The sequence below is a fragment of the Myceligenerans halotolerans genome (genome assembly GCF_054782975.1).
The window spans coordinates 17,168-44,003 of record NZ_BAAGRL010000009.1; the positions used below are offsets into that span (position 1 = coordinate 17,168).

General features: G+C 72.0%; 21 protein-coding genes. 14 read left to right on the top strand and 7 right to left on the bottom strand.

All coding sequences use genetic code 11. The features are described 5' to 3' along the window. Positions 1 to 71 precede the first annotated feature (71 nt). Together ACYVK5_RS07990 and ACYVK5_RS07995 are read left to right on the top strand one after the other, a co-directional pair. Entirely contained in the window at positions 72 to 641 is a 570-nt protein-coding gene (locus ACYVK5_RS07990) for a SigE family RNA polymerase sigma factor (RefSeq protein WP_460703613.1), read from the top strand. Between the two features lie 92 nt (positions 642 to 733). Continuing rightward, a complete protein-coding gene (locus ACYVK5_RS07995; RefSeq protein ID WP_460703615.1) occupies positions 734 to 1,540 on the top strand; it encodes a hypothetical protein in 807 nt (268 codons plus the stop codon). A 92-nt stretch (positions 1,541 to 1,632) separates the two neighbouring features. Here the strand turns inward: ACYVK5_RS07995 and ACYVK5_RS08000 are convergent, their stop codons facing one another. The 3 genes from ACYVK5_RS08000 to ACYVK5_RS08010 all read right to left on the bottom strand — a co-directional run bounded on the left by ACYVK5_RS08000 (position 1,633) and on the right by ACYVK5_RS08010 (position 3,328). Then, on the bottom strand, positions 1,633 to 1,974 hold the full coding sequence (locus ACYVK5_RS08000) for a hypothetical protein (RefSeq protein ID WP_460703617.1): 342 nt from the start codon (positions 1,972 to 1,974) through the stop codon (positions 1,633 to 1,635). Positions 1,975 to 2,139: 165 nt separating this feature from the next. After that, the gene (locus tag ACYVK5_RS08005) at positions 2,140 to 3,021 is read right to left on the bottom strand and encodes a helix-turn-helix domain-containing protein (RefSeq protein WP_460703619.1); all 882 of its coding nucleotides are present in this window, start codon (positions 3,019 to 3,021) and stop codon (positions 2,140 to 2,142) included. Between the two features lie 73 nt (positions 3,022 to 3,094). Further along, positions 3,095 to 3,328, bottom strand: coding sequence for a hypothetical protein (locus tag ACYVK5_RS08010; RefSeq protein ID WP_460703621.1), 234 nt, complete (start codon positions 3,326 to 3,328; stop codon positions 3,095 to 3,097). A gap of 224 nt (positions 3,329 to 3,552) precedes the next feature. Here ACYVK5_RS08010 and ACYVK5_RS08015 point away from each other — a divergent pair, with 224 nt between their 5' ends. From ACYVK5_RS08015 to ACYVK5_RS08050, 8 genes are all read left to right on the top strand, one after another. Continuing rightward, on the top strand, positions 3,553 to 4,134 hold the full coding sequence (locus ACYVK5_RS08015) for a sigma-70 family RNA polymerase sigma factor (RefSeq protein ID WP_460703623.1): 582 nt from the start codon (positions 3,553 to 3,555) through the stop codon (positions 4,132 to 4,134). Continuing rightward, entirely contained in the window at positions 4,131 to 5,555 is a 1,425-nt protein-coding gene (locus ACYVK5_RS08020) for a hypothetical protein (protein ID WP_460703625.1), read from the top strand. Before ACYVK5_RS08015 ends, ACYVK5_RS08020 begins: the two co-directional genes overlap by 4 nt. 49 nt (positions 5,556 to 5,604) lie before the next feature. Then, positions 5,605 to 6,987 carry a M18 family aminopeptidase gene (locus ACYVK5_RS08025; RefSeq protein WP_460703657.1) on the top strand — a complete coding sequence of 461 codons (1,383 nt, stop codon included), beginning with the start codon at positions 5,605 to 5,607 and terminating at the stop codon, positions 6,985 to 6,987. A gap of 309 nt (positions 6,988 to 7,296) precedes the next feature. After that, positions 7,297 to 8,955, top strand: a complete 1,659-nt coding sequence (locus ACYVK5_RS08030; RefSeq protein ID WP_460703627.1) for a helix-turn-helix domain-containing protein — start codon at positions 7,297 to 7,299, stop codon at positions 8,953 to 8,955. 9 nt (positions 8,956 to 8,964) lie between these two features. Next, on the top strand, positions 8,965 to 9,705 hold the full coding sequence (locus ACYVK5_RS08035) for an HAD family hydrolase (protein WP_460703629.1): 741 nt from the start codon (positions 8,965 to 8,967) through the stop codon (positions 9,703 to 9,705). A 115-nt stretch (positions 9,706 to 9,820) separates the two neighbouring features. Next, positions 9,821 to 12,115, top strand: coding sequence for a sodium-translocating pyrophosphatase (locus tag ACYVK5_RS08040; protein ID WP_460703631.1), 2,295 nt, complete (start codon positions 9,821 to 9,823; stop codon positions 12,113 to 12,115). A 192-nt stretch (positions 12,116 to 12,307) separates the two neighbouring features. Next, the gene (locus tag ACYVK5_RS08045) at positions 12,308 to 14,008 is read left to right on the top strand and encodes a DUF7059 domain-containing protein (protein ID WP_460703633.1); all 1,701 of its coding nucleotides are present in this window, start codon (positions 12,308 to 12,310) and stop codon (positions 14,006 to 14,008) included. Between the two features lie 144 nt (positions 14,009 to 14,152). Next, positions 14,153 to 15,106 (top strand): LysR family transcriptional regulator, encoded by a 954-nt coding sequence (locus ACYVK5_RS08050; RefSeq protein ID WP_460703635.1) that lies wholly within the window; start codon positions 14,153 to 14,155, stop codon positions 15,104 to 15,106. Positions 15,107 to 15,133: 27 nt separating this feature from the next. Here ACYVK5_RS08050 and ACYVK5_RS08055 read toward each other — a convergent pair whose 3' ends face one another. Both ACYVK5_RS08055 and ACYVK5_RS08060 read right to left on the bottom strand, forming a co-directional pair. Next, complete coding sequence (locus tag ACYVK5_RS08055; RefSeq protein ID WP_460703637.1) at positions 15,134 to 16,591, bottom strand: hypothetical protein; 1,458 nt, start codon at positions 16,589 to 16,591, stop codon at positions 15,134 to 15,136. A gap of 111 nt (positions 16,592 to 16,702) precedes the next feature. After that, positions 16,703 to 16,978 (bottom strand): CD225/dispanin family protein, encoded by a 276-nt coding sequence (locus ACYVK5_RS08060; RefSeq protein WP_460703639.1) that lies wholly within the window; start codon positions 16,976 to 16,978, stop codon positions 16,703 to 16,705. 257 nt (positions 16,979 to 17,235) lie between these two features. On the opposite strand from ACYVK5_RS08060, the gene ACYVK5_RS08065 reads away from it, so the two are divergent. Beyond that, a complete protein-coding gene (locus ACYVK5_RS08065) occupies positions 17,236 to 18,369 on the top strand; it encodes a S1 family peptidase (RefSeq protein WP_460703641.1) in 1,134 nt (377 codons plus the stop codon). 165 nt (positions 18,370 to 18,534) lie between these two features. Next, on the top strand, positions 18,535 to 20,010 hold the full coding sequence (locus ACYVK5_RS08070) for a S1 family peptidase (protein ID WP_460703643.1): 1,476 nt from the start codon (positions 18,535 to 18,537) through the stop codon (positions 20,008 to 20,010). Between the two features lie 240 nt (positions 20,011 to 20,250). On the opposite strand, the gene ACYVK5_RS08075 is transcribed toward ACYVK5_RS08070, so the two are convergent. Then, positions 20,251 to 21,906: a sensor histidine kinase gene (locus tag ACYVK5_RS08075; RefSeq protein ID WP_460703645.1), complete on the bottom strand. Its 1,656-nt coding sequence runs from the start codon at positions 21,904 to 21,906 to the stop codon at positions 20,251 to 20,253. Then, positions 21,903 to 22,697: a response regulator transcription factor gene (locus ACYVK5_RS08080; RefSeq protein ID WP_460703647.1), complete on the bottom strand. Its 795-nt coding sequence runs from the start codon at positions 22,695 to 22,697 to the stop codon at positions 21,903 to 21,905. The genes ACYVK5_RS08075 and ACYVK5_RS08080 overlap by 4 nt, the downstream gene beginning before the upstream one ends. 135 nt (positions 22,698 to 22,832) lie before the next feature. On the opposite strand from ACYVK5_RS08080, the gene ACYVK5_RS08085 reads away from it, so the two are divergent. Then, positions 22,833 to 23,729 carry a phosphatase PAP2 family protein gene (locus tag ACYVK5_RS08085; protein ID WP_460703649.1) on the top strand — a complete coding sequence of 299 codons (897 nt, stop codon included), beginning with the start codon at positions 22,833 to 22,835 and terminating at the stop codon, positions 23,727 to 23,729. A gap of 155 nt (positions 23,730 to 23,884) precedes the next feature. Continuing rightward, positions 23,885 to 26,725: a type I DNA topoisomerase gene (gene topA / locus ACYVK5_RS08090; RefSeq protein ID WP_460703651.1), complete on the top strand. Its 2,841-nt coding sequence runs from the start codon at positions 23,885 to 23,887 to the stop codon at positions 26,723 to 26,725. The last annotated feature ends 111 nt before the right edge of the window (positions 26,726 to 26,836 follow it).

Below are 26,836 nucleotides of genomic sequence, written 5' to 3' on the forward strand. Positions count from 1 at the left end.
TCTCGGTTGCCCCCAACCATCGGGGGCGCTCGTTCGTGACGACCTGACATGAGAAACCTCAGGAGGCCCCTGTGCCGCAGTGGGACAAGGAGCTGGCCGACCTCATGATGCATCGAGGGGCCGCTCTGAACGGCTATGCCTACCTGCTGTGCGGTGACCGGCACCAGGCCGAGGACCTGGTCCAGGAGGCGCTGGTCCGCACCTTCTCCCGATTCCGGCGCCCGGCCGCGCCGCGCGTCGCCGACGCGGACGGGCAGCCGTTCGGCGACGACGCGCACGGGACCGGCTTCGACCCGGCGATGGGCATCGAGCGCTACGTGAAGCGCGCGATGACCAACATCTACGTCGACGGCTTCCGCCGCCGCTCCCGGTGGTTCGGCATCCAGCACCTCCTGGCCGACGACGGCCGCGCGCGCAGCCCGGAGCACGCCGCGACGGCCCGGGCGGACATCGAGGCGGCGCTCGAAAGGCTGTCCCCGCGCCAGCGTGCGGTGGTGGTCCTGCGCCACTTCGAGGACATGACGGTGCCGCAGATCTCGGCCACCCTGGGCATCGCGCAGGGTACTGTGAAGCGGCACTTGTCGGACGCCATGTCAGCGCTTCAGAACGTCATGGACGTGCAGCCGGGAGGAAGCCTGTGACGAACGCAGACCACCCGCCCGAAGGAGAACATCCAGGGGCGGGAACGGGTCTTGCCGCCGCACTCGAAGAGATGTCCCGGCGGGGTGCGGCGATGGCACCGCCCCATGAGGACGCCTACGCCGCGGTGCGCGGCCGGGTCCGTACCCGGAGGGTGGCCAAGGCCGCGGGGGCCGGGATGATGTCTGTGGCCGCGGTGACGCTCGTCGCGGCCGGCGCGCTGTACGACCCGCCCCACGACATGAGCTACGCGCCAGGGGTCGTGGGGTTCACGGCGGCCCCCGACGTGCTCGGCCTGGGAGCGCACGGCGAGGCCCACCTGATACTCGGATTCCAGCCGCCCGGCTGGGAGGGCAGCGCGATCGCCTGCGGCGACCGCCTGCCCCAGAGGTTCTTCCCCGACGACCGCGAGGGACGCTCCGTGGATGCGGTCGGCGTCGGGGCATCCGCTGACGGATACGGCCTGCGGATCACCGACGTGCGGCGGAACACGCTGGCCGTCACCCGGACGCCGAGATCGTTGTCGGACGACGTGCTGGCGGGTCCCCTCTCCTACGTGTGGACCCAGGACGGCCGCGTGGTGTCGCTCCCCGTCGACGCCGTGCAGGACGCGACGGTAGGCGTGGAGGACTTCACTCACTACGGCACGCCGCCGACCAGGTCGGCCTGCCTGGGCCACGACAGCGCGGACAAGAAGGCGAGCGGGCCCACCGCGGAGCCGCCCGAGCTTCCGGCGGGCACCTATCAGGTGCGCGCGTACCAGTACCTCGTCCCGACGGGCGACGAGTCCGGGAAGTCCGACACGGACGCCGTGGACCGAGCCGTCGAGGACCCCGCCTCGTGGAGTGCCCCGGTCACGGTCACGCTCACCAAGGACGGCGTCCTGCTGCCGGACGAGTGACCTCGCGCCCCTCCCGGCCGGGAGGGGTCGAGCAGGGGCCGAGCCATGACCGTGAACCTCCTGGAGGCCGCCGCGCCTGCCCGCGCTACCCCTTACCTGTCGCCGTTCAGCGAGCCCTGCAGCAGCTCGTCCTCGGCGTAGTCCCACCGCCGGAACTTCGGGACGTGGGCCGTCAGCTTCGGCTCGCCGACCCACCACCCCGTGTCGCCGTCGCACCGCGGCTTCCGGTCGGCGGGCTCGCCCCGCGCGATCCAGTGATAGCGGCGGGTCTCCTCGACCCAGGTCAGCACGGTCATCTTCCCGCACATCATGCAGGTGGCGTGCTCCCCCCGGAACGAGCGCTCCCCCGGCGGGATGTCACCCGCGGTCCTGCGGGCGGGAGGCCGGGCGGGCGGCTCCGCCGTGGAGCTGTCGTTGTCGCCGCGCGGAGTCATGGGACATCCCGGGGCGTCGAGCGGGCCGTGGAGTCGTGCGAGGGGGAGAGGGGGGAGGCCGGGATGCGCACGACGGCGTGCGTCCCATCAGCCGTGACCTGGGTGTGGACCGAGCACATGCCTCTGGATGTTAGTTTCACCAACGGCGTCGCACGTGGAACTTTCTCAATGTTTCTCGTCGGTTTTCCGCGCTGCGACCTGCTGCGCGGCACGGCTCAGCACCGCTCGTGCCCGCTTGCCGTGGACGGCGGCGCGCTCCAGGGCGTCGAAGGCGGCGACATACGCCTCGACCTCGGCGGCCTGGGTCAGTTGCAGCAGCGCGGAGACGGTCTCGACCTCGACCATCAGGGCGTCGTAGATCCCGAAGGGATGCTTCGGCGTCACGATCAGCGGCTGGTCGAACGGGATGATGCCGAAGCGGACGTTCGTCAGCTTCGTGGCCTCGCGGAGCCGGTCGAGCTGGCCGAGCATCGCGTCCGGGGGGCAGAGGTTGTAGAGCAGGACCGCCTCGGTGACGACGATCCGGAACTCCTTCGACGGATTCCGCAGGACGTCCTGCCGGCGCGTCCGTGCCGCGACGGCCTCCGCGAGATCCGTCCGGCCCCACGTCTTGCTCACGCGCTCCAGGATCGCGCCCGCGTACTCGGGCGTCTGCAGCAGGCCGGGCACGATCCCCGACTCGTACCCACGGAAGAGGCGAGTCTCCTCCTCCCGGCGGGCGACGGCGTTCTGCGTCGACGCCATGCCACCGCGCAGCACACGATCCCACTCCTGGTGGCGCGTCTGGAGCGTGTGCAGCTCCGCGAGGAGCGAGTCGATCTGCTCGGCGCTGTTCGTGGCGTGGCACCACGCGCGGACATCGTCATCCGTCGGCGGCTGATGCGCGTTCTCGAGCTTGGAGACCTTCGACCTCGCCCACGACAGCGAGTCGGCGAGCTGCTGCCCTGTCATTCCAGCAGCTCGCCGGAGGTCGCGAAGACGCGCACCCAACGAGGTGCGCCCCTCGCGGATGCGAGGGCTCAACGCTGTGGTGCGAGGCACGGGCATCTCTCTTCTATCCGGCAACAGGCGACATTACCGAAGACAAGGTAACCGATGCCCCAGCGAGGGATGAACCACACTAATGGCTGGCAGCTCGCTGGTAGCGCCTTGCCCACATCACCATGACCTCTTCGGGTACCTCCACGATGTCCTCATGGTCCGGCACCTCGCCCACCTCCTGCCGGGCCTCGGGATCTCTGACCTTCCAGCCCTGGACGATGTACGTCGCCCGATCGGTACGGTCCGTCGCGAAGAGCGTCGGGGAACCGTTGGGTTCCGACGCGGGATCCTTGCCGAGAAATCGCACGTGCACGAGCATCCTCCCCTGTTCAGTGATTCCCAGGGATCATCACAGTGCCACCCCCCGACGGTCCGCGCATGGGTGTGAAGGGCGAAGACGGCGTCGACCACCTCCGCGTGCCCGGGCACCGCGGACGGCACATCCGCCACGGCGATACAACGATCCCCGCACCCCGCGCGTCATGATCAGTGTGTCCGGCCGGAAGGGCCGGAAAGATCCACGGAGGTGACGCCATCGTGGCGTGGGAGGACGAGCTCGGCGAGCTGATGGCCACGCGCGGCAACGCGCTGGTCCGCTACGCCTACATGCTCTCCGGGGACCGCGCGCTCGCGGAGGACCTGGTGCAGGACGCACTCGTCAAGGTGTTCTCCCGGCTCCGCGGACCGGCCGGCCACACCCGGCGGACGGCCGGAAGCACGAAGGGAGCGCGCGTGCACGCGCTGGACGAGTCACCGCTCGAGAACGCCGAGGGCTACGTACGCCGCGCGATCCTCACCCTCTACCTCGACGGCTACCGCAAGCGGCAGCGCTGGTACGACATCAAGCACCTGCTCGCCGACGACGGCGCCGGCCGCGCCGCGGACGCGGCCGCCACGGCCCGGGTCGACGTCATGTCCGCGCTCGCCCGGCTAGGACCCCGCCAGAGGGCATGCGTGGTGCTGCGCTACTTCGACGATCTCACCGTCCCGCAGATCGCGGACGTCCTCGGCACCGCCCAGGGCACCGTGAAGCGGTACCTGTCCGATGCCACCGACCGGCTGCGGGACCTGCTCCGTCCCGACGATCTCCATCCGGCCGAAGGGAGGGCCGCCCGATGAACAGCAACCTGCCCGAACGTGACGACGCGGACTTCCTCGCCGGCGCACTGCACGGCGCCGCGGACGCGATGCCAGGAGGCGAGACGGAGGAAATGCACCTGCAGTTCGGCGTGGTCCGCGACCGCGTCCACCGGCGTCGAGCCACGAAGATCGGCGGGATCGGGGCCATGGCGTTCGCCGTCGCCGGCGGGCTCGCCGTCGGAGCCGCGCAGCTGACGCCGTTCGGCGACGAGGCCCTGCTTCCCGCGGACCCCTCGGCGTCGGACAGCGCCACCTCGGCACCGAGCCCGACCGCGCAGGACACGAGCCTGAACGGGTACGTGCCCTCCGAGATCTACCTAGGGACCCCGCTCGCTTGCGGCCTGGACGAGGAGGTGGTCCCCCGGTTCGCCGACGACTACTCGATCAGGTTCGAAGGGCCTCCCTACCGTGTCGGTGAGGGCGACACCGCGACCGCGTATGCCGGGCTGGAGCTCCAGGAGCTCCCGAAGTCCGGCGGGGGCACGCTCGACTTGGAGCCCGCGGCCGTGTGGATCCGGGACGGCGAGGTCGTCAACCTGAGCCGGTACTTCGATCCGGAGCCGCCGGGGGTGACGTACGACGAGGCCGGCCTGGCCCGGACCGACATCCGGCTCGACCCCGTCAACGCCTGTGATCCGCCGGAAGGCGTCGACGTGTCGTCCTCCGAGCCGGTGGAGTACGAGCATGTGCTCGCGGCGGGCGAGTACCAGGTGGTTCCCGTCCTGTGGACCGAGGTCATCGTCGGCGCCGCGAACTACGTGACGGGCGAGCCGATGGTGGTCGAGGTCCTGTCGGACGGAACGGTCGCCACGGAGAGGACGGCGACCGGCATCGGAGAGTCCCGGGAACCGTCGGGTGGGGCGTCCGGTGATCCCGGGGACGTACCGAGCGCGGGGGCCGGCGACCCGGAGCCCGGCGACGGGCCCGGCGAGTGCTCGGCGGCCGGGCTGGACGACACGAGTGACTTCTCGTTCGAGCCCGATCCGGTGGCGCGGACCGCGCAGGCGCTGGTCGACGCGGCCCTCGCCTGCGACCTGCTCGCCCTCGAGGAGATCGAGGAGCCCGGCGTCACCCAGCTCCACCGTGCCGCGGAGGTGTCGGTCGCGGAGCGTTTCGCCCTCCCGGAAGAGGGCGACGACGTGTACGCGAAGCTCGCGACGCTCCTGAGCGGGGTCGCCGTCGTCGACCCGGAGACCGGGAACTACGTCTGGCCGACCGTCGCGTCCCCCGAGTACCAGGACGACCCGGTCGCCTGGGACTACGCCGTCGAGCTGGGCTTCGCCACCCCCGCCCAGGCCGACGAGTGGCGTGCCGCCGGCGGCGCGTACCACGGCTGGCGCATGTCGATCGAGCCGGACGGCACCTGGCGCACCTTCCTGGGGCCGGACCAGGGCCAGTGACTCGGATGCGCATAATGTGCGCGTGAGCCCTCAGAATTCGAATCCGCCCATGCCGCCGTCGATCCCGCCGCGCCAGCCCGCGCCGAAGGCGGCCAAGCAGCACGTCGAGGACCTCGGTGCGTTCGTGGCCGCGTCGCCGTCGTCGTACCACGCGGCGGCCGAGGTCACCCGTCGTGCCCGGGTCGCGGGCTTCGTGGCGCTGGACGAGACCGACGCCTGGCACGTGGTGCCGGGTGGGCGGTACGTCGTCGTCCGCGACGGTTCCGTGATCGCGTTCGCGATCCCGGCCGACGCCGGTCCCGACGCCGCGTTCACGATCCTCGGCGCCCACACCGACTCGCCGGGCTTCAAGCTCAAGCCGAAGCCCACCACCGGCGCGCACGGCTGGTGGCAGGCCGGCGTCGAGGTGTACGGCGGGCCCCTGCTCAACTCCTGGCTGGACCGGGAACTCGAGCTCGCCGGGCGGGTGGTGACGACCGAGGGCACCGAGCACCTCGTCCGGACGGGTCCGCTGCTGCGCATCCCCCAGCTCGCCATCCACCTGGACCGCGGCGCGAACGAGGGACTCAAGCTCGAGGCGCAGCGCCACACCCAGCCGGTGTGGGGGCTGGGCGACCTGTCGGGCGCCGACGTGCTCGCGGAGATCGCGCCGCAGGCGGTGGACCCGGCCACGATCGCCGGGTACGACATCACCGTCGCCGACACCCAGCCGCCGCGCACCTTCGGCGCCGGGCAGTCGATGTTCGCCTCGGGCCGCCTGGACAATCTCCTGTCCGCCCATGCCGCGCTGACCGCGCTACTCACCCGCGTCAACGGCGGGAAGAAGGGGAAGGGCGGCGGGGCGCCGTCGCCGGGCACTGCTGCGGCGAACGGAGGAGCGGCGAACACCGCCGCGGTGAACCGCCGGATCGCCGTGCTCGCCGCCTTCGACCACGAGGAGATCGGTTCGGCGTCCCGGTCGGGCGCGGCCGGCCCGTTCCTGGAGGACGTGCTGGGCCGGATCCACGCGGCGCTCGGCGCGTCGGCGGAGGACCGCGCGCGGTCGTTCGCGGCGTCGCTCCACGTGTCGTCCGACGTCGGGCACGCGGTGCACCCCAACTACCCCGAGCGGCACGACCCGGCGAACCGCCCGGTCGCGGGCGGCGGCCCGATCCTGAAGATCAACGCCAACCAGCGCTACGCGACCGACGCGCACGGCGCGGCGGCCTGGAACGCGGCGTGTGTGGCGGCGGGCGTGCCGAGCCAGGAGTTCGTGTCGCACAACGACGTCCCGTGCGGGTCGACGATCGGCCCGATCAGCGCGACGCGGCTCGGTATCCGCACGGTCGACGTCGGCGTCGCGCTCCTGTCGATGCACTCGGCCCGCGAGATGACCGCCGTGGTCGACCCCTGGTACCTCTCCCGAGCCATGACGGCGATCCTGGCGGGCTGACGCCGCGGTAGGGCCCCTCCGCCCGCGCGGTTTGACGCCATTTCTGCCGCCGCGCGGGCGGCTCGGCCCGCTGGCCTGCGACGACGGTCCGGAATGTCGTACCGGAAGCGGGTGAATTCTTGGCTTCTTCGTCATGCATGCATCCGTTCACGGTGATATCACGGAAGTAATCTGCTCAGTCGAAGAGCGATTTGACGAATCATCTGGGAAAGTCGGTCATACAACGACAACGTCATGGGTTGCCAACAGGGGGAGGCTGGCGAAATGCCCAGTAGCAGAAAGTCACGAACGTGCGCTCGATGCGGGTGCGTGTTGAGCCGATACAACTCCGAGGAGCAGTGCGCGGCGTGCCGGCGCACCGAACGCGTCCCGGTGGTCGAACTTCCGACCGTCCCGGCGCACGTCTGGGACGACGCAGGGGTACGCGCCGCACTCGACGACTGGGACTTCGGCCAGGTGAGCCGCATGGTTCGCCAGCTCGTCCCGCTCCGCCAGGAGGACGTCGCCGCGCTGACGGGGCTGAGCCAGTCCTACCTGTCCATGCTCGAGTGCGGTGACCGCAAGCTGACCGACGTCGCCCGCGTTGTCCAGTTCCTCTCGGGGCTGGGTACTCCGGTGGACCTGGTGCGGCTGCCGCTGCCCGGGGCGTCGCGCGGCGATGGCGCCGTCGAACGAACCGCGAGCGGCCGGACGGCCGCGGGCGGCGTGAAGACCGCCACGGCCCCGGTCCGGACCGCGGGCCGGAAGAAGATCGAGACGGCCCAGAAGGGCACCGCGAGGCAGGACGTGGCGGTCGACAGCGAGGTCGCGCCGAGCCTGACCGACCCGATGCTCGACCCGGTCGAGCCGTGGACCAACGACCGCCTGACGCTCGCGCTCCGCGCGGCGCTCCGGTCCGACGTCTCGGTCGAGGAACCGAGCTCGGCACTGCAGTTCGCCGAGCCGAACGCCGGCAACGCGGCCATGCTCAGCGGCCTCACGCTCGCCGCCTACGTGCACCACTGGGGGACGGAGGAGACGGAACTGCTGCGGCGTACCGTCGGCGGGGCGCGGGTGACGCAGCTGATGTGCGATCACCTCCAGGGCACCACCGACCAGCTGCGGATGATGGACGCGGGCGCGGGCAGCGGTAGTGTCGCCGACATGGCGCGCGCCCACCTCGCTCTCGTGCTGCGGGCGCTGGAGCACGGGAACTTCGACGAGTCGGTGGGTCGCCGTCTCGCGGGTGTCGCGGCGGACACGGCCTCGCAGGCCGGCTGGTATGCGTTCGACGCCGACCGGCACTCGGCCGCGCAGGCCTACCTGCTCGGTTCGCTCCGGGCGGCGCACACGGCGCAGGACGCCCGCCTCGGCGCGGGAGCCCTGTCCTACCTCGCCATCCACGCCTACGCCAACGACCGGCCGCGGGACGCGATCGTCGCGGCCCAGGCCGGCCGGCAGCAGGTCCGTGGCTTCGACGTGCCCCACCTGGAGGCCGTGCTGCTCACGCGGCAGGCCCGCGGGCACGCGCTGCTCGGTGAGCGCGAGGCCGTGCGGCGGGCGCTGGGTACCGCGGCCGAGCTCTGCGTGAAGGGCCCGGGCAAGGACGACCCGCACTGGATCTACTGGATGAACGAGGGTGAGATCCACGGGCAGACGGCGTCGGCGAGCCTGGCCATGGGCGACACCGCCGCCGCGGTCCAGTCGTTCGGGCGGGCGGCCGAGCAGCTCAACCCCACCGAGCAGCGCACCCGGGGCCTGTTCCTGTCCCGGGCCGCCCAGGCGTACGCCCGGGCGGGTGACCTCGACGCCGCCTGCGCGACGGGCGGCGAGGTGGTGACGCTGGCCGAGCGCGTGCAGTCGGCGCGGTTGCGCAAGCACCTCACCGACGTGGCCGGCGACGTGCGTACCGCCGCACGCCGCACCACGCGCGGTCGGTCGCACGCCGGTGCGCGCAACCTCACCGAGCGGATCGCCGTGCTGGCGTAGTGAGGTGAGATGAGCTCCAACTCCACGGCACGCGGGGAACACGGCACCATCCTGCTGCTGTGGGACATCGACCGGACGCTGATCTACGTGGGGGACGTGGATCGGACGGCGTATCGCGAGGCGTTCGAGGAGGTTGTCGGACGCCCCGCGAGGCGCTTCCCGGCGCGCGGCACGGGAGTGACCATGCCGCGCGCCATCCGCGGGCTGCTGCTCGACAACGGTGTGCCCGAGGACGACGCCGAGCGCCTGCTGCCCCGGATGCTGAAGGCGGTGCCGGAGCGGCTGGCCGCGCACGAGGAGGACGTACGGCGCGACGGCGTCCTCATGCCCGGGGCGAGGGCGGCCGTCACCGCGGTCGCGGCCGACGGCCGCTTCGTGCCGGCCGTCGTCACCGGCAATCTCGAACCGAACGCCCGGCTCAAGCTGCGTGTGTTCGGGCTCGACCGGTACATCGATCCCGACGCCGGTGCGTACGCGTCGGACGACGAGCACCGGCCCGCGCTCGTCGGGATCGCGCAGAAGCGCGCGGGGGAGCGCTACGGCGAACGGTTCACCCGGGGGAACACGGTGATCGTGGGCGACTCCCTGGAGGACGTGCGAACGGGCATCGAGGGCGGCGCCCGCGTCGTGGGGGTGGCCGCCGGGCGGACGTCGGCGGCGGCGCTCCGCGAGGCCGGTGCGGCCGTGGTCCTCCCGGACCTCACCGATGTCGAGCGGCTGCTCACGGCGGTCGTTTCCTATCGCTCGTGACCGGCGTCACATGCAGGTACACTCGGCCCATTCCCGTTGCCAACGTTGCCGGCGGGACGTAAATACCCACCATGGGTCATGACCTGTTCATGTTCTTCCCCGTCGAGGAGGACGGATGCTCACACTCGGCTCCACCAGCATCACCGTTGTCACGGTGATCGCCCTCATCGCCGTAGGCGCACTCGCCTGCGCGTTCGTGCTACGCAGGCAGGTGCTCGCCGCCCCTGAAGGCACCCCGAAGATGCAGGACATCGCGCAAGCGGTGCAGGAGGGCGCCTCGGCGTACCTCAGTCGTCAGTTCCGCACGCTCGCCCTGTTCGCGGTGGTCGTGTTCGCGTTGCTGTTCCTGCTCCCGGGCGAGAGCGGGGTGCGCGTCGGCCGGTCCGTCGCGTTCCTGTTCGGCGCCGGATTCTCCGCCGCCATCGGCTACCTCGGCATGTGGCTGGCGGTGCGGGCGAACGTGCGCGTCGCCTCCGCCGCGACGCGCCCCGGCGGCCGCGCGGAGGGCGCCCGGATCGCGTTCCGCACCGGCGGCGTCGTCGGCATGTCGGTGGTGGGCCTCGGCCTCCTCGGCGCCGCGATCGTCGTGATCATCTACCGCGAGCAGGCGCCCGGCGTGCTGGAGGGCTTCGGCTTCGGCGCGGCGCTCCTCGCGATGTTCATGCGCGTCGGCGGCGGAATCTTCACCAAGGCGGCCGACGTCGGAGCCGACCTGGTCGGAAAGGTCGAGCAGGGCATCCCGGAGGACGATCCGCGCAACGCCGCCACGATCGCCGACAACGTGGGTGACAACGTCGGTGACTGCGCCGGTATGGCGGCCGACCTGTTCGAGTCCTACGCCGTGACGCTGGTGGCAGCCCTCATCCTGGGCAAGGCCGCGATGGGTGAGCAGGGCCTCGTGTTCCCGCTGATCGTCACCGCCATCGGCGCGTTCGTCGCGCTCCTGGGCGTGTTCATCACTCGCGTGCGCGGTTCGGAGAGCGGGCTGACAGCCATCAACCGGGGCTTCTACGTCTCCGCGCTCGTGGGTGCGGTGCTGGCGGGTATCGCGGCGTTCGTCTACCTGCCGGGCTCCTTCGAGCAGCTGAACGGCACCGCCGATCTCGGCGACGTCAGCGGGATCGACCCGCGCGTCGTCGCCTCCGTCGCCGTGCTGGTGGGTGTGGTCCTGGCGGGCGTGATCCTGTGGATCACCGGCTACTTCACGGACACGAACAAGAAGCCGACCGCGCACGTGGCGGCCACCTCGCGAACCGGCGCAGCGACCGTGGTGCTCGCGGGCATCGGCGTCGGCTTCGAGTCGGCGGTCTTCACGGCCGGCACGATCGCCGCCGCGATCTGCGCCGTGTTCCTGCTGGCCGGCGGGTCGGTGTGGCTCGCACTGTTCCTCGTGGCGCTGGCGGGCTGCGGCCTGCTCACCACGGTGGGCGTCATCGTCGCGATGGACACCTTCGGCCCGGTCAGTGACAACGCGCAGGGCATCGCCGAGATGTCCGGCGAGGTGGACGAGAAAGGCGCGCAGATCCTCACCGACCTGGACGCCGTCGGGAACACCACCAAGGCCATCACGAAGGGCATCGCCATCGCGACGGCCGTGCTGGCCGCGACCGCGCTGTTCGGCTCGTACGCGGAGGCGGTCACCCACGCGCTGAGCGAGGTGGGGGAGCAGGGCGGCGGCCTCGTCACGTCCATGCTGGACTACCAGATCATCAGCCCGGTCACCCTCGTCGGCGTGATCCTGGGTGGTGCGACCGTCTTCCTGTTCTCGGGGCTCGCGATCGACGCGGTGACCCGCGCGGCGGGGGCGATCGTGTTCGAGGTGCGGCGCCAGTTCCGGGAGCACCCGGGCATCATGACGTTCGACGAGCGCCCGGAGTACGGCCGCGTGGTCGACATCTGCACCAAGGACTCGCTGCGTGAACTGGCCACGCCGGGTCTGCTCGCGGCCTTCGCCCCGATCGCGGTGGGCTTCGGCCTCGGCGTCGGGCCGCTCGCCGGCTTCCTCGGCGGCGCGATCGGCGCGGGCGTGCTCATGGCGATCTTCCTGGCCAACTCGGGCGGCGCCTGGGACAACGCGAAGAAGATCGTCGAGGACGGCCGTTACGGCGGCAAGGGCTCCGAGGCGCACGAGGCGACCGTCATCGGCGACACCGTGGGCGACCCGTTCAAGGACACCGCCGGCCCGGCGATCAACCCGCTCATCAAGGTCATGAACCTGGTGGCGCTCCTGATCGCGCCCGCGGTGGTGGCGATGTCCGTCCCGGCCGAAGCGAACCACGTGCTCCGCATCGCCATCGCGCTGGCCGCGGCGGGTATCGCGCTCGGTGCGGTCGCCTGGACGAAGGTTCGCGCGAACCGCGAGAACGGCGCGTCGGAGGCGGCCGAGGAGAAGGCGTCGGCGGTGGTCTGACCCCGCGGGCCGAGGCCGTGGCCGGCGATCGGATCGCCGGCCGGCAACCTTGATCGGTCCTTCGGTGAGTGATCGGCAGACAGACCTGCCGATCACTCACCGAAGGACCGATTGCTGTCAGTACGGGAAGATGGCAGCGTGCCTGTTTCGCCTTTGGTGACCCCGTCGTCCGCTCCGAATGTCGATACCGCGTTGGTCCGCCCGCTGCGCGGCGACCTCGACGCCAGTGGTTACGACGTCGACGGCGTCGACGAGCTGCTCGGTCCGGTGGCCTCGGCGGCGCTGCATCGCGACCAGGCGGTGCCCGCGCGCCGGGTCGTGGAGCAGGCCTCCGCCAGGGATCCGCGTGCCGCGCTCGTCTCGCTCTTCCTGCTCGGCGGCGTGGTCCCCCGGGCCGCGCTCGATCGCGCGCTGCCTACCGTCGGCACCGTCGGCGCGGAACGCCTCGGGCTGGTTCGTTCCGCCGGCAACGAGCCCCACGACGAGGTCCGCGCAGCCGTCGACCTGTGTCCCTACGGAGCGACCGACGCCTCGGGCGAGGCGCGCTGGTGGCTCGCCTCCGACCACGGGGAGATGGCCACCGGGGGCCGCCTTCCCACGGACCACGTGCTCGGCGCGGGTGGCGCCTCGCTGACCCTGGCGCAGGTCACCGTGCGCCATCCGGTCGCGCGCGCCCTTGACCTCGGCACCGGCTGCGGCATCCAGGCGCTGCATGCCTCGCGGCATGCGAGCTCGGTGGTGGCCACCGACATCTCGCGCCGCGCCCTCGCATTCGCCGCGTTCAACGCGGCGCTCAACCTGACCGACGACGACCGCGCGCCCGGCGGTGCCGGCGTGCCCGGCGGTGCCGGGCGCCTCGACCTGAGGTATGGCTCCATGCTGGACCCCGTCGAGGGGGAGCAGTTCGATCTGGTCGTGTCGAACCCGCCGTTCGTCATCACCCCGCACTCCGGTTCCGCGGGCGCGGCCGTCCGGGAGGCGCTCGGGGACTACGAGTACCGCGACGGCGGCCGGGCGGGGGACGACCTGGTCCGCGACCTGGTCACGGGTGTCGGGCAGGTGCTGGCGCCGGGCGGTGTCGCGCAGCTGCTCGCGAACTGGGAGCACCGGCGCGGCCAGGAGTGGGAGGAACGCGTCGGCGCGTGGCTCGACGTCGCGCACGAGCGGTACGGGCTGGACGGCTGGGTGATCCAGCGCGAGGTCCTCGACCCCGCCGAGTACGCGGAGACGTGGATCCGCGACGGCGGTACCACCCTGGACCGCGAGCCCGAGGCATGGACTGCCGCGTATGCCGCGTGGCTGGACGACTTCGCGTCCCGCGACGTCGAGGCGGTCGGTTTCGGGATCGTGACGCTACGGCGGCCCGGGACCGACGGCGACGCCGCGGCCGGCCTGTCGGCGGAGGCGGGCGGTGCGCCGGAGGCGGCGGGCGGCGCACCGAGAGGGGACGACGTCGTCCGTGGCGGCTGGGACAGGCTGCGCCGCCTGGAGGAACACAGCGGATCGGTGCGCCAGCCACTCGGGGGTCATCTCGGCGCGGTGCTCACCGCACATGCGTGGCTCGCCACGCACAGCGACGACGAAGTGGCGGTAACCCGCCTCGTTTCGGCCGCCGATGTCACCGAGGAAAGGTATCTGACACCTGGATCGGCCGATCCGAACGTCGTGATCCTGCGGCAGGGCGACGGACTGGGACGCGGCGTCCAGGCGTCCTCACCGCTGGCCGGTCTCGTCGGAGCGTGCGACGGCGAGCTGACCGTCAGCCAGATTATCGGCGCGCTGGCAACGCTCTTCGAGGTCCCGGCGGACGATCTCGCCGCCGAGCTGCTGCCTGCCGTGCGCCGTCTCGTCCTGGACGGCTTCCTTGTCCCGGCGGCGAACGCTGGTCCGTGACCCCACGTGAACCATCGTCATTTCTTGTCTCAAGTTTCACCCAGAGTTGGGACTGTTTCCGGCGTGTAACGGTCGGTGGCGGGCATCCGCCAATTGACTCCAGTCACAAGACAGGGGCTGGGGTTGACGATTATTTTCCTTGCCGTGGAACTCGACCTGCGCCACCTGCGGATGGTGGTCGCCGTTGCCGAGTCCGGGAGTGTGACCAAGGCCGCCGCTGTCCTTGGCATCGCGCAGCCGGCTCTGACGGCGCAGCTGAACCGCATCGACCGCACTTTGGGCGGAAGCGTCTTCGTACGTGACCGCAACGGCGCGCGCTCGACCGAGCTCGGCGATCTGGTACTGCGCCATGCCCGTGTCCTGCTGCCCGCCATGGCCACACTCACCGACGATGTTCAACGAATGGTCAACAGCCAGGATGGCGATCCTGGTGCGCTCCGGGTGGGCGTCGCCGGCAGCGGGCTCGGCGGGCTCTTCGTCAACCGACTGCACTCGGCACTGCCCGGCTCGGTGGTGACCACCGTGCTGCCCCGGGGCGGCGACGATCTCAGCGGCGCCCTCGCGTGCGGCACGATCGAGGTCGCCGTCACCGGCGTCTGCTCCGACGCGTCGCCTCCGGCGTCCGAGTCGGTGACCTGGACGCGGGTGAGCACCGATCCGCTGTTCGTGCTGCTCCACGAGGGGCACGAGTACGCCGACAAGCCCGAGGTCACGCTGGCCGAGCTCGCCGAGGAGCAGTGGCTCAGAGTGCCCGACCACAGCTGCCTGTACGCCTGCTTCGTGTCCGCCTGCGTGCGCGCGGGTTTCGCGCCGAGCGCCGTCGGCGAGGCCGACTGGACCACGGCCGTCGACCAGGTCCGCACGGGGCGTGCGGTCGCGCTCGTGGAGCCGGGGCAGCCGGACCCGCCCGGGGTCCGCGCGGTGCCGCTCACCGGGGCGCCGCTGCGCCGTACCCACTATCTCGGCTGGCGCCGCGACGTGCGCGGGCTGCTCGACACGGAGCTCATCGAGGACGCCGCGTTCCGTGCTCGTCGCGACGCGGTGGCGCGGAGCCCGCAGTACAGCCTGTGGCTGGAACGACATCCGAACATCGGCTGACCCGCGGCCGTCGCGGGACGCCGCAGATCAGGCGTTGCAGTCCGCGTTCACGTACCTCGTGATGCGCTTGCTCGTCGCGATCATGTCGTCGGTATCGACCTGGGTGGAGGCCACCTGGGCGGCTTCCGCGATGCCCTCGGCGTCGCCGGCCTCCTTCGCCTCGAGCGCGTCGGCGACGGTGGTGTAGAAGGCGCGGGCGGACTTCCAGTCGTCGGCGATCCCCGCCGGTATGTCATCGACCGAGGCCATCGCGTCCCGCGCCTCGATGAAGCCGGAGCGGACCGACGCGGGCTCGTCCTCGGAGATCCCGGTCTGCGCGTTGGCGGCCTTGGTCCAGGCGGTCTGCGCGGCCGCACACTGCCGGGGGTCGGCCGCGGCGATATTCTGCCCGGAGTCGAAGTAGTTGGTGGTCCAGCCGACCCCGAGCCCCAGGGCGACGGCCACGACCGCAGCCACGATCAGCACCGTGGGCCTGTCGGCGGCCTTCGGCAGTCCCTTGGCCAGGATGCGGCGCACCTTCGTGCCGGAGGGCCGCGCCGGTGCGGCGACGGCCGAGCGGCCCTGGGGCCGCTCGCCGGACCTGCCGGAGCGCTTCTCCCCGGGCCCGACACCGTCCGTGTCGGCGTCGGGCGTACGCCCTGGCCTTCGGAAGGCGGACCGGCGCGTCGCCCGGTCGCCCGCGGGATCGCCCTTGGCGCGCGCCGATCTCCGGCTCCGGGTGGGGGCCGCCGGCGTCTCGGCGGCGAGGGAGGGGCCCTGCGTGGTGTCGGGTGGTGGGGTGTCACCATCCGGTCCGATCCCGGCGTCCGGTGCGATCCCGCCGAACGGTCCCGCCCCGGCGTCCGGTCCGGCCCCGGCGTCAGGTTTGGTCACGCCGAACGGTTCGGTTCCGCTGAACGGCGTGGATGCCCCGGGGAGCTCGCCCATCTGGCCGGTCGCGGCGTCCGGGCCCACCGGCTCGGGCCCGAGCGCGGCGCTCCGCCCGCCGCCACGCGACGAGCCGGCGCTCTTCTGGCGTCCGCCACGATCCGGCTTGTCGGCCCGCGCCGTCCGGGAGCTCTTGGTGCCCGCCCCCTTGCCTCCGCGCATCCGGCGGCTGCGGCGGGCCGGGGGCTCGGACGCGACGTGTCCCCAGCCCGGCGCGCCGTCGTCGTCCCCGGGGGCAGCCGCGTTCGCCGCGGCCGCCGCGCCGAAGGGGGCGACTGCCCCGGCGCCGTGCGGCGGGCCGGAGTCCGTACCAATGGGGCCGAACGGGGACGCGGGAGCCGGATCGGGCTCCGCGGGCGTCGCCCAGGGGTTCGACGCCGCGGGCTCCTGGTGATCGTCCGTCGTCGCGAGGCTCTCGGCCCACTCCAGGGCCGTCGGTTGCGGCGCTTCCTCGCCCGTCGCAAGACGCTCGGCCCACTCCAGGGCATTGCTGGTGGGCGGGCCCCCGGCACGTGCGCCGGACCGACCGCTTCGCGAGCGCTTACGCCTTGTCGCCATGATGGGCGAGGATACCTGGGTTGCCGGTCGGTACAGGAGGCCGGGGCAATGTGAATCCTGTCCGTGCCGGGTGAAACCAGGCGCTGTTGCGGCGCGCTACCGCTGCGCGGATCATGCCTGCAGCGTGGCCGTGCCCGCCCAGACCACGACGGTGAGGGCGAGCAGCAGTCCGAGGAGAACGCCGGTCAGCGACCAGTTGCGTGCGGCTCGGGCCGCGGCCCACGCGCCCTGCCTGTCTCCCGCCATCCAGCGCGGCGCGACGCGCGCGGAGAACAGCAGGGCGATCAGGCCGGCGGGCGGGCAGAAGACGAACGTCGTGAGCAGAGCGAGCCAGAGGTAGGTGCGTGGCTGTGCATCCGGTGGAACGACGACGACTGGAACGGTCATGGCGATCTCCCCTGACGTGGTGGGAGAACTTACACCTATTCCGGGTATTTGTTGAATGTACAGGTCAGGGGCTTTCGAGAGGTGCCGCTTCGCGCGGGCGGGCTGCGGCGACAGGGGTGGACGACGTCGCCTCGCTGACGGACATACCGGTCGTGTATGACCTGGGTGCTATCTGTGCCTCGGTCATGAATCGCCCTAGCGTGATGTCCCACGGGTGAAAAATTAAACCCATCCCACATCCAAGGAGCTTCGTGAGAATGAGACGAACACGCGCCCACGCACTCGTCGCGGCCACCGCCGCACTGACGGTCGTCGGAGGAGCCTGGACCGCGGGCACCGCCGCGGCCGCCCCCGAGCGCGGCCCCGACGCGCCATCGAGGTACGCGCCCGGCATGCTCCACGCACTGGAGCGCGACCTGGGCCTGGGAACCACCGAGGCGGTCGACCTCCTCGAGGCCGAGGCGCGGGCCACCAAGGCGTCCGAGTCCCTGACCGGGTCCCTCGACGAGAGCTTCGCCGGCTCGTGGGTCGGGGACTCCGCGGACCTGACGGTCGCCGTCGCCGACGCCGCGGACGTGGCCGCCGTCGAGAAGGCCGGCGCGAAGGCCGTCGTCGTCGACCACTCGCTCGACGCGCTGGACACGTGGACCGCCGACCTGGACGACGCGCTCGCAGGTGTCGACGGCGTGCCGTCGTACTCCGTGGACGTCGAGACCAACAGCATCGTGATCGGCGTGCACGAGGGCGCGCGGGCCGAGGCCGCCGCACTCGTCGAGGCGGCCGGGGTCCCCGCCGACGCCGTGACCTACGAGGTCACCGACGCGCAGCCGCGCCCGTTCGTCGACGTCGTGGGCGGCAACGCCTACTACATCGGCAGCGGATCCCGGTGCTCGGTCGGCTTCTCCGTGACCGGCGGGTTCGTCACCGCGGGCCACTGCGGCGACACGGGCGCGACCACCTCGCAGCCGTCGGGCCGGTTCCAGGTCTCGAGCTTCCCGGGGAACGACTACGCGTACGTCGAGGTGGGCGCGGGCAACAATCTGGTGCCGGGCGTGAACGGCTACGACGGCAACACGTACGCCGTGACGGGCCACTCGGTTGCGCCGGTCGGCTCCACGGTGTGCCGCTCCGGTTCGACGACGGGCTGGCACTGCGGCACCATCCAGGCGCTGAACGCGACGGTGAACTACGCCGAGGGCCCGGTGCACGGCCTCATCCAGACCGACGTGTGCGCCGAGCCGGGCGACTCCGGCGGCTCTCTGCTCGCGGGCAACTCGGCCCAGGGAATGACGTCGGGCGGCTCGGGCAACTGCACCTGGGGCGGCCAGACGTTCTTCCAGCCGGTGGGCGAGGTGCTCTCGGCCGCGGGGGTCTCGCTGCTGACCTACTGAGGCTCGCGCCGGGTGGATGCGGTCGGCGACCCGCCGACCGCATCTGCCTGCCTTCCATACGGTCTATGTATGACCCGGGTGTTATCTGTGCACAGTCACGTTCTACCCCTACCGTGATTTTGGGTGAAAATCACCCATGAAACCCCACACAAGGAGTAGCTGGACATGAGACGAACACGCACCAGGGCGCTCGTCGCAGCCACCGCTGCGACGACGCTCATCGGCGGCTTCTGGACCGCCGCCGTCGCAAACGCCTCACCGGTCCCCGCACCCGAGACCGACACCATCGACCAGTACGAGCCCGGACTCCTGCGCGCGATGGAGCGCGACCTGGGGCTCGAGGCGGCCGAGGCCGTCGAGCTCATGGAGTTCCAGTCCGGCGCGAACGCCACGTCGGACCGTCTGGCCAAGAACCTCGACGACTCGTACGCCGGGGCGTGGCTCGACGGCGCCGAATCGGTGACCGTCGCCGTGACCGACGCCGCCGAGGCGGCCGAGGTCGAGAAGGCCGGCGCGGAGGCGGTCGTCGTCGACCACTCGCTCCAGGCGCTGGACAGCTGGAAGGCCGAGCTGGACGACGCGCTCGCGGGCACGAAGGGCGTCCCGTCCTTCTACGTGGACGTGGAGAACAACCAGGTCGTCATCGACGTGCACAAGGGCGCGAAGGGCAAGGCGGTCGCGGCGGCCCGGAAGGCCGGCATCCCGGCCGACGCCGTGAGCTACCAGGTCACCGACGCGCAGCCGCGCCCGCTGATCGACGTCGTCGGCGGCAACGCCTACTACATCAACGGCTCCTCGCGCTGTTCGGTCGGCTTCTCCGCCACCGGCGGTTTCGTCACCGCGGGCCACTGCGGGGACGTCGGGGACAGCACCACCTCGCCGTCGGGCACGTTCACCACGTCGAGCTTCCCGGGGAACGACTACGGGTACGTCGACGTGGCGTCCGGCAACACGCTGGTCGGGGCCGTCAACAACTACTCGGGCGGCACCGTCAACGTCTCCGGCTACTCCGAGGCGGGGGTCGGCACCTCGGTGTGCCGTTCCGGTTCGACGACGGGCTGGCACTGCGGCACCATCCAGGCGCTGAACGCCACGGTGAACTACGCGCAGGGTTCGGTGTACGGCCTCATCCGGACCAATGTGTGCGCCGAGCCGGGCGACTCGGGCGGCTCGCTGCTCGCCGGCACGCTCGCGCAGGGCATGACCTCGGGCGGCTCCGGCAACTGCTCCTCCGGCGGCACCACGTACTTCCAGCCGGTGGGCGAGGCGCTGTCCGCGGCCGGGGTCTCCCTCATCACCAACGGTGGTGGCGGCGACCCGGGTCCGGGTGACGACTGCGGCGACTACGAGTCCTCGTTCTCGGGCTCGCTGTCGTCCGGCTCGTCGGCCGCGCACCCGAGCGGCGGGTACTTCTACGCGAGCTCGGGCTCGCACGCCGGCTGCCTCGACGGACCGAGCGGCACGGACTTCGACCTGTACCTGCAGCGGTGGAACGGCAGCAGCTGGAGCACCGTCGCGCAGGGCATCACGTCGTCGCCCGACGAGACCGTCACCTACTCGGGCTCGTCCGGCTACTACCGCTGGGTCGTGCACGCGTACTCGGGCTCCGGCTCCTACTCGGGCGGCTACGACGCCCCCTGATCCGGCTGGTCCGGCGTCGGCCCACACCCACACGGCCTGACGCCGGACCTCGTCCACATCCGCCGCCCGCCGGGAGCACGGTCCCACCAGGACCGACCGCCCGGCGGGCGGCGGACCCGTGTGGTCGGTCCTTCCGTGAATGATCGGCAGTTCAACCTGCCGATCATTCACGGAAGGACCGACCACGCCCGCCAGGTTCCGCACCACGCGTCGCGGGCGGCGGGCCTCCGGCGCCGGGTCTCATGGGCCCGGCGCCTCCATGGGGATCCGGACCTCCAGCGTGGTCCCGTCCCCGGCAGCGCGGTCGGCGACCGTGACCTCACCGTCGTGTGCCGCGACGATCGCCGCGACGATCGCCAGCCCCAGGCCCGTCGAGCCGTTGGCGTGACCGCGCGCCCGGTCACCGCGCGTGAAGCGCTGGAAGAGCGTGGCCCGCAGGTCCGCGGGGATCCCCGGGCCGTCGTCGGACACGGAGACGACGGCCGTCGCGTGGTCCGCCGCCGCATCCGTGGCCTTCCCGGTAGCCGCCGGGGACGACGGCGGTCGCTCCGTCCGGACCGACACCACCACGCGCGTCCCCTCCGGGGTGTGCATGCGCGCGTTGCCCAGCAGGTTCGCGAAGACCTGTCGCAGCCGCGCCTCGTCGCCGACGACGATCGCCTCGGGCGGCCCCTCGTCGTCGTCCGCGTCGTCACCCGCGTCGTTGCCTGCCGCGCCGTCGTTGTCCGCGGCGTCCGCCGCGCCCGCCGCGCGATCGTCCAGGTCCAGCTCCCACACATGGTCGCGGCCGGCGGCGTGGGCGTCGGCGACGGCGTCCGCCGCGAGCGCCACGAGGTCCACGGACCCGCGTTCGAGGGGCCGTCCGGCGTCCAGTCGCGCGAGCAGGAGCAGGTCGTTCACGAGGCCGCCCATGCGTGCTGCCTCGGCCTCGATCCGGGTCAGGGCGTGGTCGACGTCGGTGCCGGGGCGTCGCGCGAGTTCGGCGTACCCGCGCACGGAGGCCAGGGGCGTGCGGAGTTCGTGCGACGCGTCGGCGACGAACTGGCGGACCTGCGACTCGGAGTCGTGTCGTGCGGTCAGGGCGCGTTCGACGTGTCCGAGCAGCCGGTTCAGGGCGGCTCCGACCTTGCCGACCTCGGTCCGCTCGTCGGTGTGCGCGGTGGGGACGCGGGGGATCGCGCCGACCTCGCCGCGTGCCAGTTCCAGGTCGGAGGCGTGCACCGCGGCTGTCGCGACCTCGTCGAGGGGGCGTAGTGAGCGGCGCACGAGCCAGGTCCCGACGGCCGCGGCGACGGCCATCCCGCTCAGGCCGATCACGGCCTCGACGCCGACGTATCGCGTGAGAGTGTCGGTGACCTCGCCGGTGGGCAGGGCGAGGATGGTGTTCTCGTCCTGGGTGGGGGTGTTGATGGCGCGGTAGGTGCCGAGGCCGGGGATGCTCACGGTGTGGGGCCGGTCGTCGGCGGGGGTGTCCTCGAGGGCGTCGATCTGTTCCTGGGTGAGATCGCTGAACTCGTTGTCGCCGGTGAGGTATCCGGCTCGGGCGATGTCGTCGCCGTCGTAGGTGACGAGGAGGGTGCCCGCGTTCTGGCCGAGCCAGGGGGCGAGGGGGCGGTCGGCGGCGCCGAGGGATGGAGCGCCGGTGTCGTCGCCGGTGTCGTCGTCAGAGGGTGCCTCGTCGGGGAGGGGCTCGTCGTCGGACGGCCGGTCGTTGGCTCTGGGCGGTGGTCCGGCGGCGCGTTGTGCGGCGTCGGCCAGTTCGGTGTCGAGCTGGCCGGTGAGCTGGGAGCGCAGCGCAAGGGTGGAGGTGACGCCGACCATGAGGGTGAAGGCCAGCAGCACGAGCAGGAGCGTCGTGACGAGCCGCGCGCGGAGGGTGGGCGGGATGAGGGTCACGAGCCGCCGGCCGCCTCGCTCCCGGCTGCGGGCTTGAGCACGTACCCGACCCCGCGCAGGGTGTGGATCATCGGCTCGTGTCCCTTGTCGACCTTGCGTCGCAGGTAGGAGATGTACAGCTCGACGATGTTGGCGCGTCCGCCGAAGTCGTAGCTCCACACGTGGTCGAGGATCTGTGCCTTGGACAGCACCTTGCGGGAGTTGCGCATGAGGTAGCGCAGCAGTTCGAACTCGGTGGCGGTGAGGTGGATCTCCGTGCCGCCGCGGGTCACGTCGTGCGACTCCTCGTCCAGCACGAGGTCGCCCACCACGACGGCGGACTCCGGCCGGATCGGTGACGCGCCCGCACGGCGCAGCAGGCCGCGCAGCCGGGCGACGACCTCCTCCAGGCTGAACGGCTTGGTGACGTAGTCGTCGCCGCCGGCGGTGAGGCCGGCGATGCGGTCCTCGACGGCGTCCTTCGCGGTGAGGAACAGGACGGGCATGTCGTGGCCGCTCGCGCGGAGGCGGCTCAGCAGGGAGACGCCGTCGGAGTCCGGCAGCATGACGTCGAGCACCAGCAGGTCGGGTGCGTTGTCGCGGACGGCGGTGGTCGCGGCGTTCGCGGTTCCGGCGGTGGACACGTCCCAGCCCTCGTAGCGCAGGGTCGCGGCGAGGAGTTCGGCGATGTTGGGCTCGTCGTCGACCACGAGGACGCGCAGCGGGGAGCCGTCCGGGCGGGTGAGGTGCGGGTTGCCGGGGGCCGGGGCTGTCGTGGTGCCCGTGGTGGTCCGGTGCGCGGTCGTGATCATGGGTTCCAGTCTGCTCCTGGCGATGAGGGCTCGCTGAGGCGAGCCTGTGTCCATCCTGTGTGTTGCGTCCGGAGCGTGCCGGTACCTGGATGAGCGCTGGTACCCGATGTCGGACAGCTCGCTTACCGTGTGTTCGTGGCACCGACCGCTGTGCAGCAGACGTCTTCCGCCCGGCCCGGTGGCGGGCGGCTCGGTGCTGCCCGGTTCGGCGCGGCGCTGATCGCGCTGATCGCGGCGGCCGGCGTGTGGGTGGTCTGGCGGGTGATGGTCGTCACGTGGCCCGGCCAGTTGACGGAGGAGGCCGCGTTCGAGGGCGCGGATCGCTTCCAGGACGCGTTCGCCCGGCTCGCCGATCCGGTGCTCGAGCTCGGGGGGATGCGGTGGCTGGTCGTGGGGGCGCTCGTGGCGGTCGCCGTGGCCCTGGCACGTCGCCGCTGGCTGGTGGCCGTCCAGGTGGCCGTGCTGATCGCGGGTGCGAACGTCACGACCCAGGTGATCAAGGCCGAGGTCCTGTACCGGCCGGACCACCTCGTGGGGTGGAACAGCGGCGTGAACACGCTGCCCAGCGGGCACACCACGGTGGCCGCCTCGGTCTGGGCGGGCCTGCTGCTGGCGGCGCCGCGCAGGCTGCGGCCGCTGGTGGCGGTGGGCGGTGCTGCCGCGACGTCGGCGATGGCGGTGGCGACGATCGTGGACCGCTGGCACCGGCCCTCGGACGTCGTCGCGGCCGTGCTCGTGGTGCTGGCCTGGGGCGCGCTGATCTGCGCCCTGACCCCGGGCTCCGCGCTCGACCTGCCCACGGAGTCCGACGGCGGGTTCACGGTGACGGTGGCGGTGCTGCTCGGCGTCGGCGCGCTCGTGACCGCCGTCGTGGCGGTGCCGGCGATCGCGACCGTGGCGGGCTTCGGCCCGCTGCCGACGTCGGGCCTGATGACCGCGTACGCCGGTGCGGTCCTCGCGGTCCTGTCGGCGAGCCTGGCGACGACGGCGGCGCTCCTGGTGGTCCGCCAGGCCACCGCGCGTTCGCACTGACAACGCGGCGATCCTTCCTGCGGGGCTCGACACGGGCGGTAGTGTCTGGAGGCCACCCGTGGCGTACCGTGGGTTCGCCGGTGCCGCACGCCGACGTGGCGGCCCGGATCGTCACACACCAGATGCTGACCGCCAGGAAGTAGGAACGGATTCGGATGCCCCAGCCACGCAAGCTCGTGATCGTCGAGTCGCCCACGAAGGCTCGGAAGATCCAGGGCTATCTCGGCGACGACTTCGAGGTCGAGGCCAGCGTGGGGCACATCCGCGACCTTCCGCAGCCGAGCGACCTTCCCGCGGAGATGAAGAAGGGCCCGTACGGCAAGTTCGCCGTCGACGTCGACAACGGGTTCGACCCCTACTACGTGGTCCACACGGACAAGAAGAAGAAGGTCACCGAGCTCAAGCGGGCCCTCAAGGAGGCCGACGAGCTGTACCTCGCGACCGACGAGGACCGCGAGGGCGAGGCGATCGCCTGGCACCTGATCCAGGAGCTGAAGCCGAAGGTGCCGGTCAAGCGGATGGTGTTCCACGAGATCACCCGCGAGGCGATCATGCGGGCCCTGGAGAACACGCGGGAGCTGGACCAGGACCTGGTCGACGCGCAGGAGACGCGCCGCATCCTCGACCGCCTGTACGGGTACGAGGTGTCTCCCGTGCTCTGGCGCAAGGTGGGCAAGGGCACGTCCGCGGGGCGCGTGCAGTCGGTCGCGACGCGGCTGGTCGTCGAGCGTGAGCGGGAACGCATGGCGTTCGTGTCCGCCACGTACTGGGACGTCACGGGGACGTTCGCGGTGGTGGACGACGCCGACCAGCCCGCCTTCCGCGCTCGGCTGGCCCAGCTCGGCGGGGACCGGGTCGCCACGGGCCGCGATTTCGACGACCGGGGCCGGCTCAAGGTGCGCACCGGCGTGGTGCAGCTCGACGAGGCGGCGGCCGGCGCCGTCGTCGGCGGTCTCGACGGTGCGGACTTCCAGGTCAAGAGCCTGGAGACCAAGCCGTACACGCGCCGTCCCGCGGCGCCGTTCACCACCTCCACGCTGCAGCAGGAGGCGAGCCGCAAGCTGCGGATGAGCTCGCGGCAGACCATGCGCACCGCGCAGGCCCTGTACGAGAACGGCTACATCACGTACATGCGTACCGACAGCCCGTCGCTGTCGAGGGAGGCCACCGACGCGGCGCGGCGTCAGGCCGCCGAGTTGTACGGCCCGGAGTACGTGCCCGGCCCGCCGCGGCTGTACCAGTCGAAGAACAAGGGCGCGCAGGAGGCGCACGAGGCCATCCGCCCCGCCGGCGACTCGTTCCGCACGCCCGCGCAGGTCGCCGGTGAGCTCGCCGGCGACCAGTTCCGGCTGTACGAGCTGATCTGGAAGCGCACCGTCGCCTCGCAGATGGCCGACGCCAAGGGGTCGACGGCGACCGTGCGGCTCGGCGCGCGCGTGGCGGCCTCCGCACCGGCGCACGGGGGCAGCGAGGCGGTGTTCTCGGCGTCCGGCACCGTGATCACGTTCCGCGGGTTCCTCGCCGCCTACGAGGAGTCGCGCGACCTGGACCCGGACTCCGAGAGCGCGGACGGCGCGCCGTCGGGCAGGAACGGCAGGAACGACAACGAGACGCGGCTGCCGCGGATGGCCGAGGGCGACGCGCTGACCGGCCGCGACCTCGTCGCCGAGGGGCACACGACGTCACCGCCCGCCCGCTACACGGAGGCGTCGCTGGTCAAGGCGCTGGAGGAGCGCGGCATCGGGCGCCCGTCGACGTACGCGGCGATCATCTCGACCATCCAGGACCGCGAGTACGTGTGGAGCCGCGGCCAGGCTCTCGTGCCGACCTGGCGGGCGTTCGCCGTCGTCCGGCTGCTCGAGCGGCACTTCGTGCGGCTCGTCGACTACGACTTCACGGCCGCCATGGAGGCCGACCTCGACGAGATCGCCGCGGGCGACCGCCACCGCGTCGCGTGGCTGCGGGAGTTCTACTTCGGGGAGGACGCCCCCGGCGTCGACGACGCCGACGGCACGTCGGACTCCGAGGGGGTCGACGCGCACGGCGGCGGCCTGCGCGACCTGGTCGAGCACCTCGGGGAGATCGACGCGGCGGCGATCAACTCCGTGGACATCGGCGAGGGTATCCGCGTGCGCGTGGGCCGCTACGGCCCGTACCTGGAGGACACCCGCGCCGAGGTGGCCGACGGCGACAAGCCGGTGCGGCCGCGCGTCCCGGACGACATCGCGCCGGACGAGATGACCGTCGCCAAGGCCCGCGAGCTGTTCGCCGCCGGGGCCGACGACGGCCGTGTGCTCGGCACCGACCCCGCTACCGGTCACCCGATCGTGGCGCGGAACGGGCGCTACGGGCCCTACGTGACCGAGCAGCTCCCGGAGCCGGAACTCGACCCGGACCTGTCCGCGGCCGCCCGGAAACGTGCGCTCGCGAAGCTGCCCAAGCCGCGGACCGCGTCCCTGTTCCAGGACATGGCCCTGGACAGCGTCACGCTCGACGACGCGCTGCGGCTGCTCTCGCTGCCCCGCGTGGTCGGCGTCGACCCCGAGACCGGCACGGAGATCACGGCGCAGAACGGCCGCTACGGGCCCTACCTCAAGAAGGGCACCGACTCGCGGTCCCTGCCGAGCGAGGAGGCGCTGTTCACCACCACGCTGGAGGAGGCGCTCGAGCTGTACAAGCAGCCCAAGCGCCGCGGCCGCGCGGCCGCCGCCCCGCCGCTGCGGGAACTGGGCGAGGACCCCACCAGCAAGAAGCCGATCGTCGTGAAGGACGGCCGGTTCGGGCCGTACGTGACCGACGGCGAGACGAACCGGACACTGCCCCGCGACCTCACGCCGGACTCGATCACGCCCGAGCGCGCGATCCAGCTGCTGGAGGAGAAGCGGGCTCAGGGGCCCGCGAAGAAGACGGCGCGGAAGTCCGCGGCCAAGAAGCCGGCGGCGAAGAAGGCACCCGCGAAGAAGACCACCACGAAGAAGTCGACGGCCAAGAAGTAGTCGAGCATGTCGGTGCGGTGCGGTGCGCGCATCACGGGCGCGGGGCGAAGCGGGTGTGAGTCATGGACGTGTCGGTCCGAGCTTTCCGCAGGTCACGGTCTAGGTTGATTG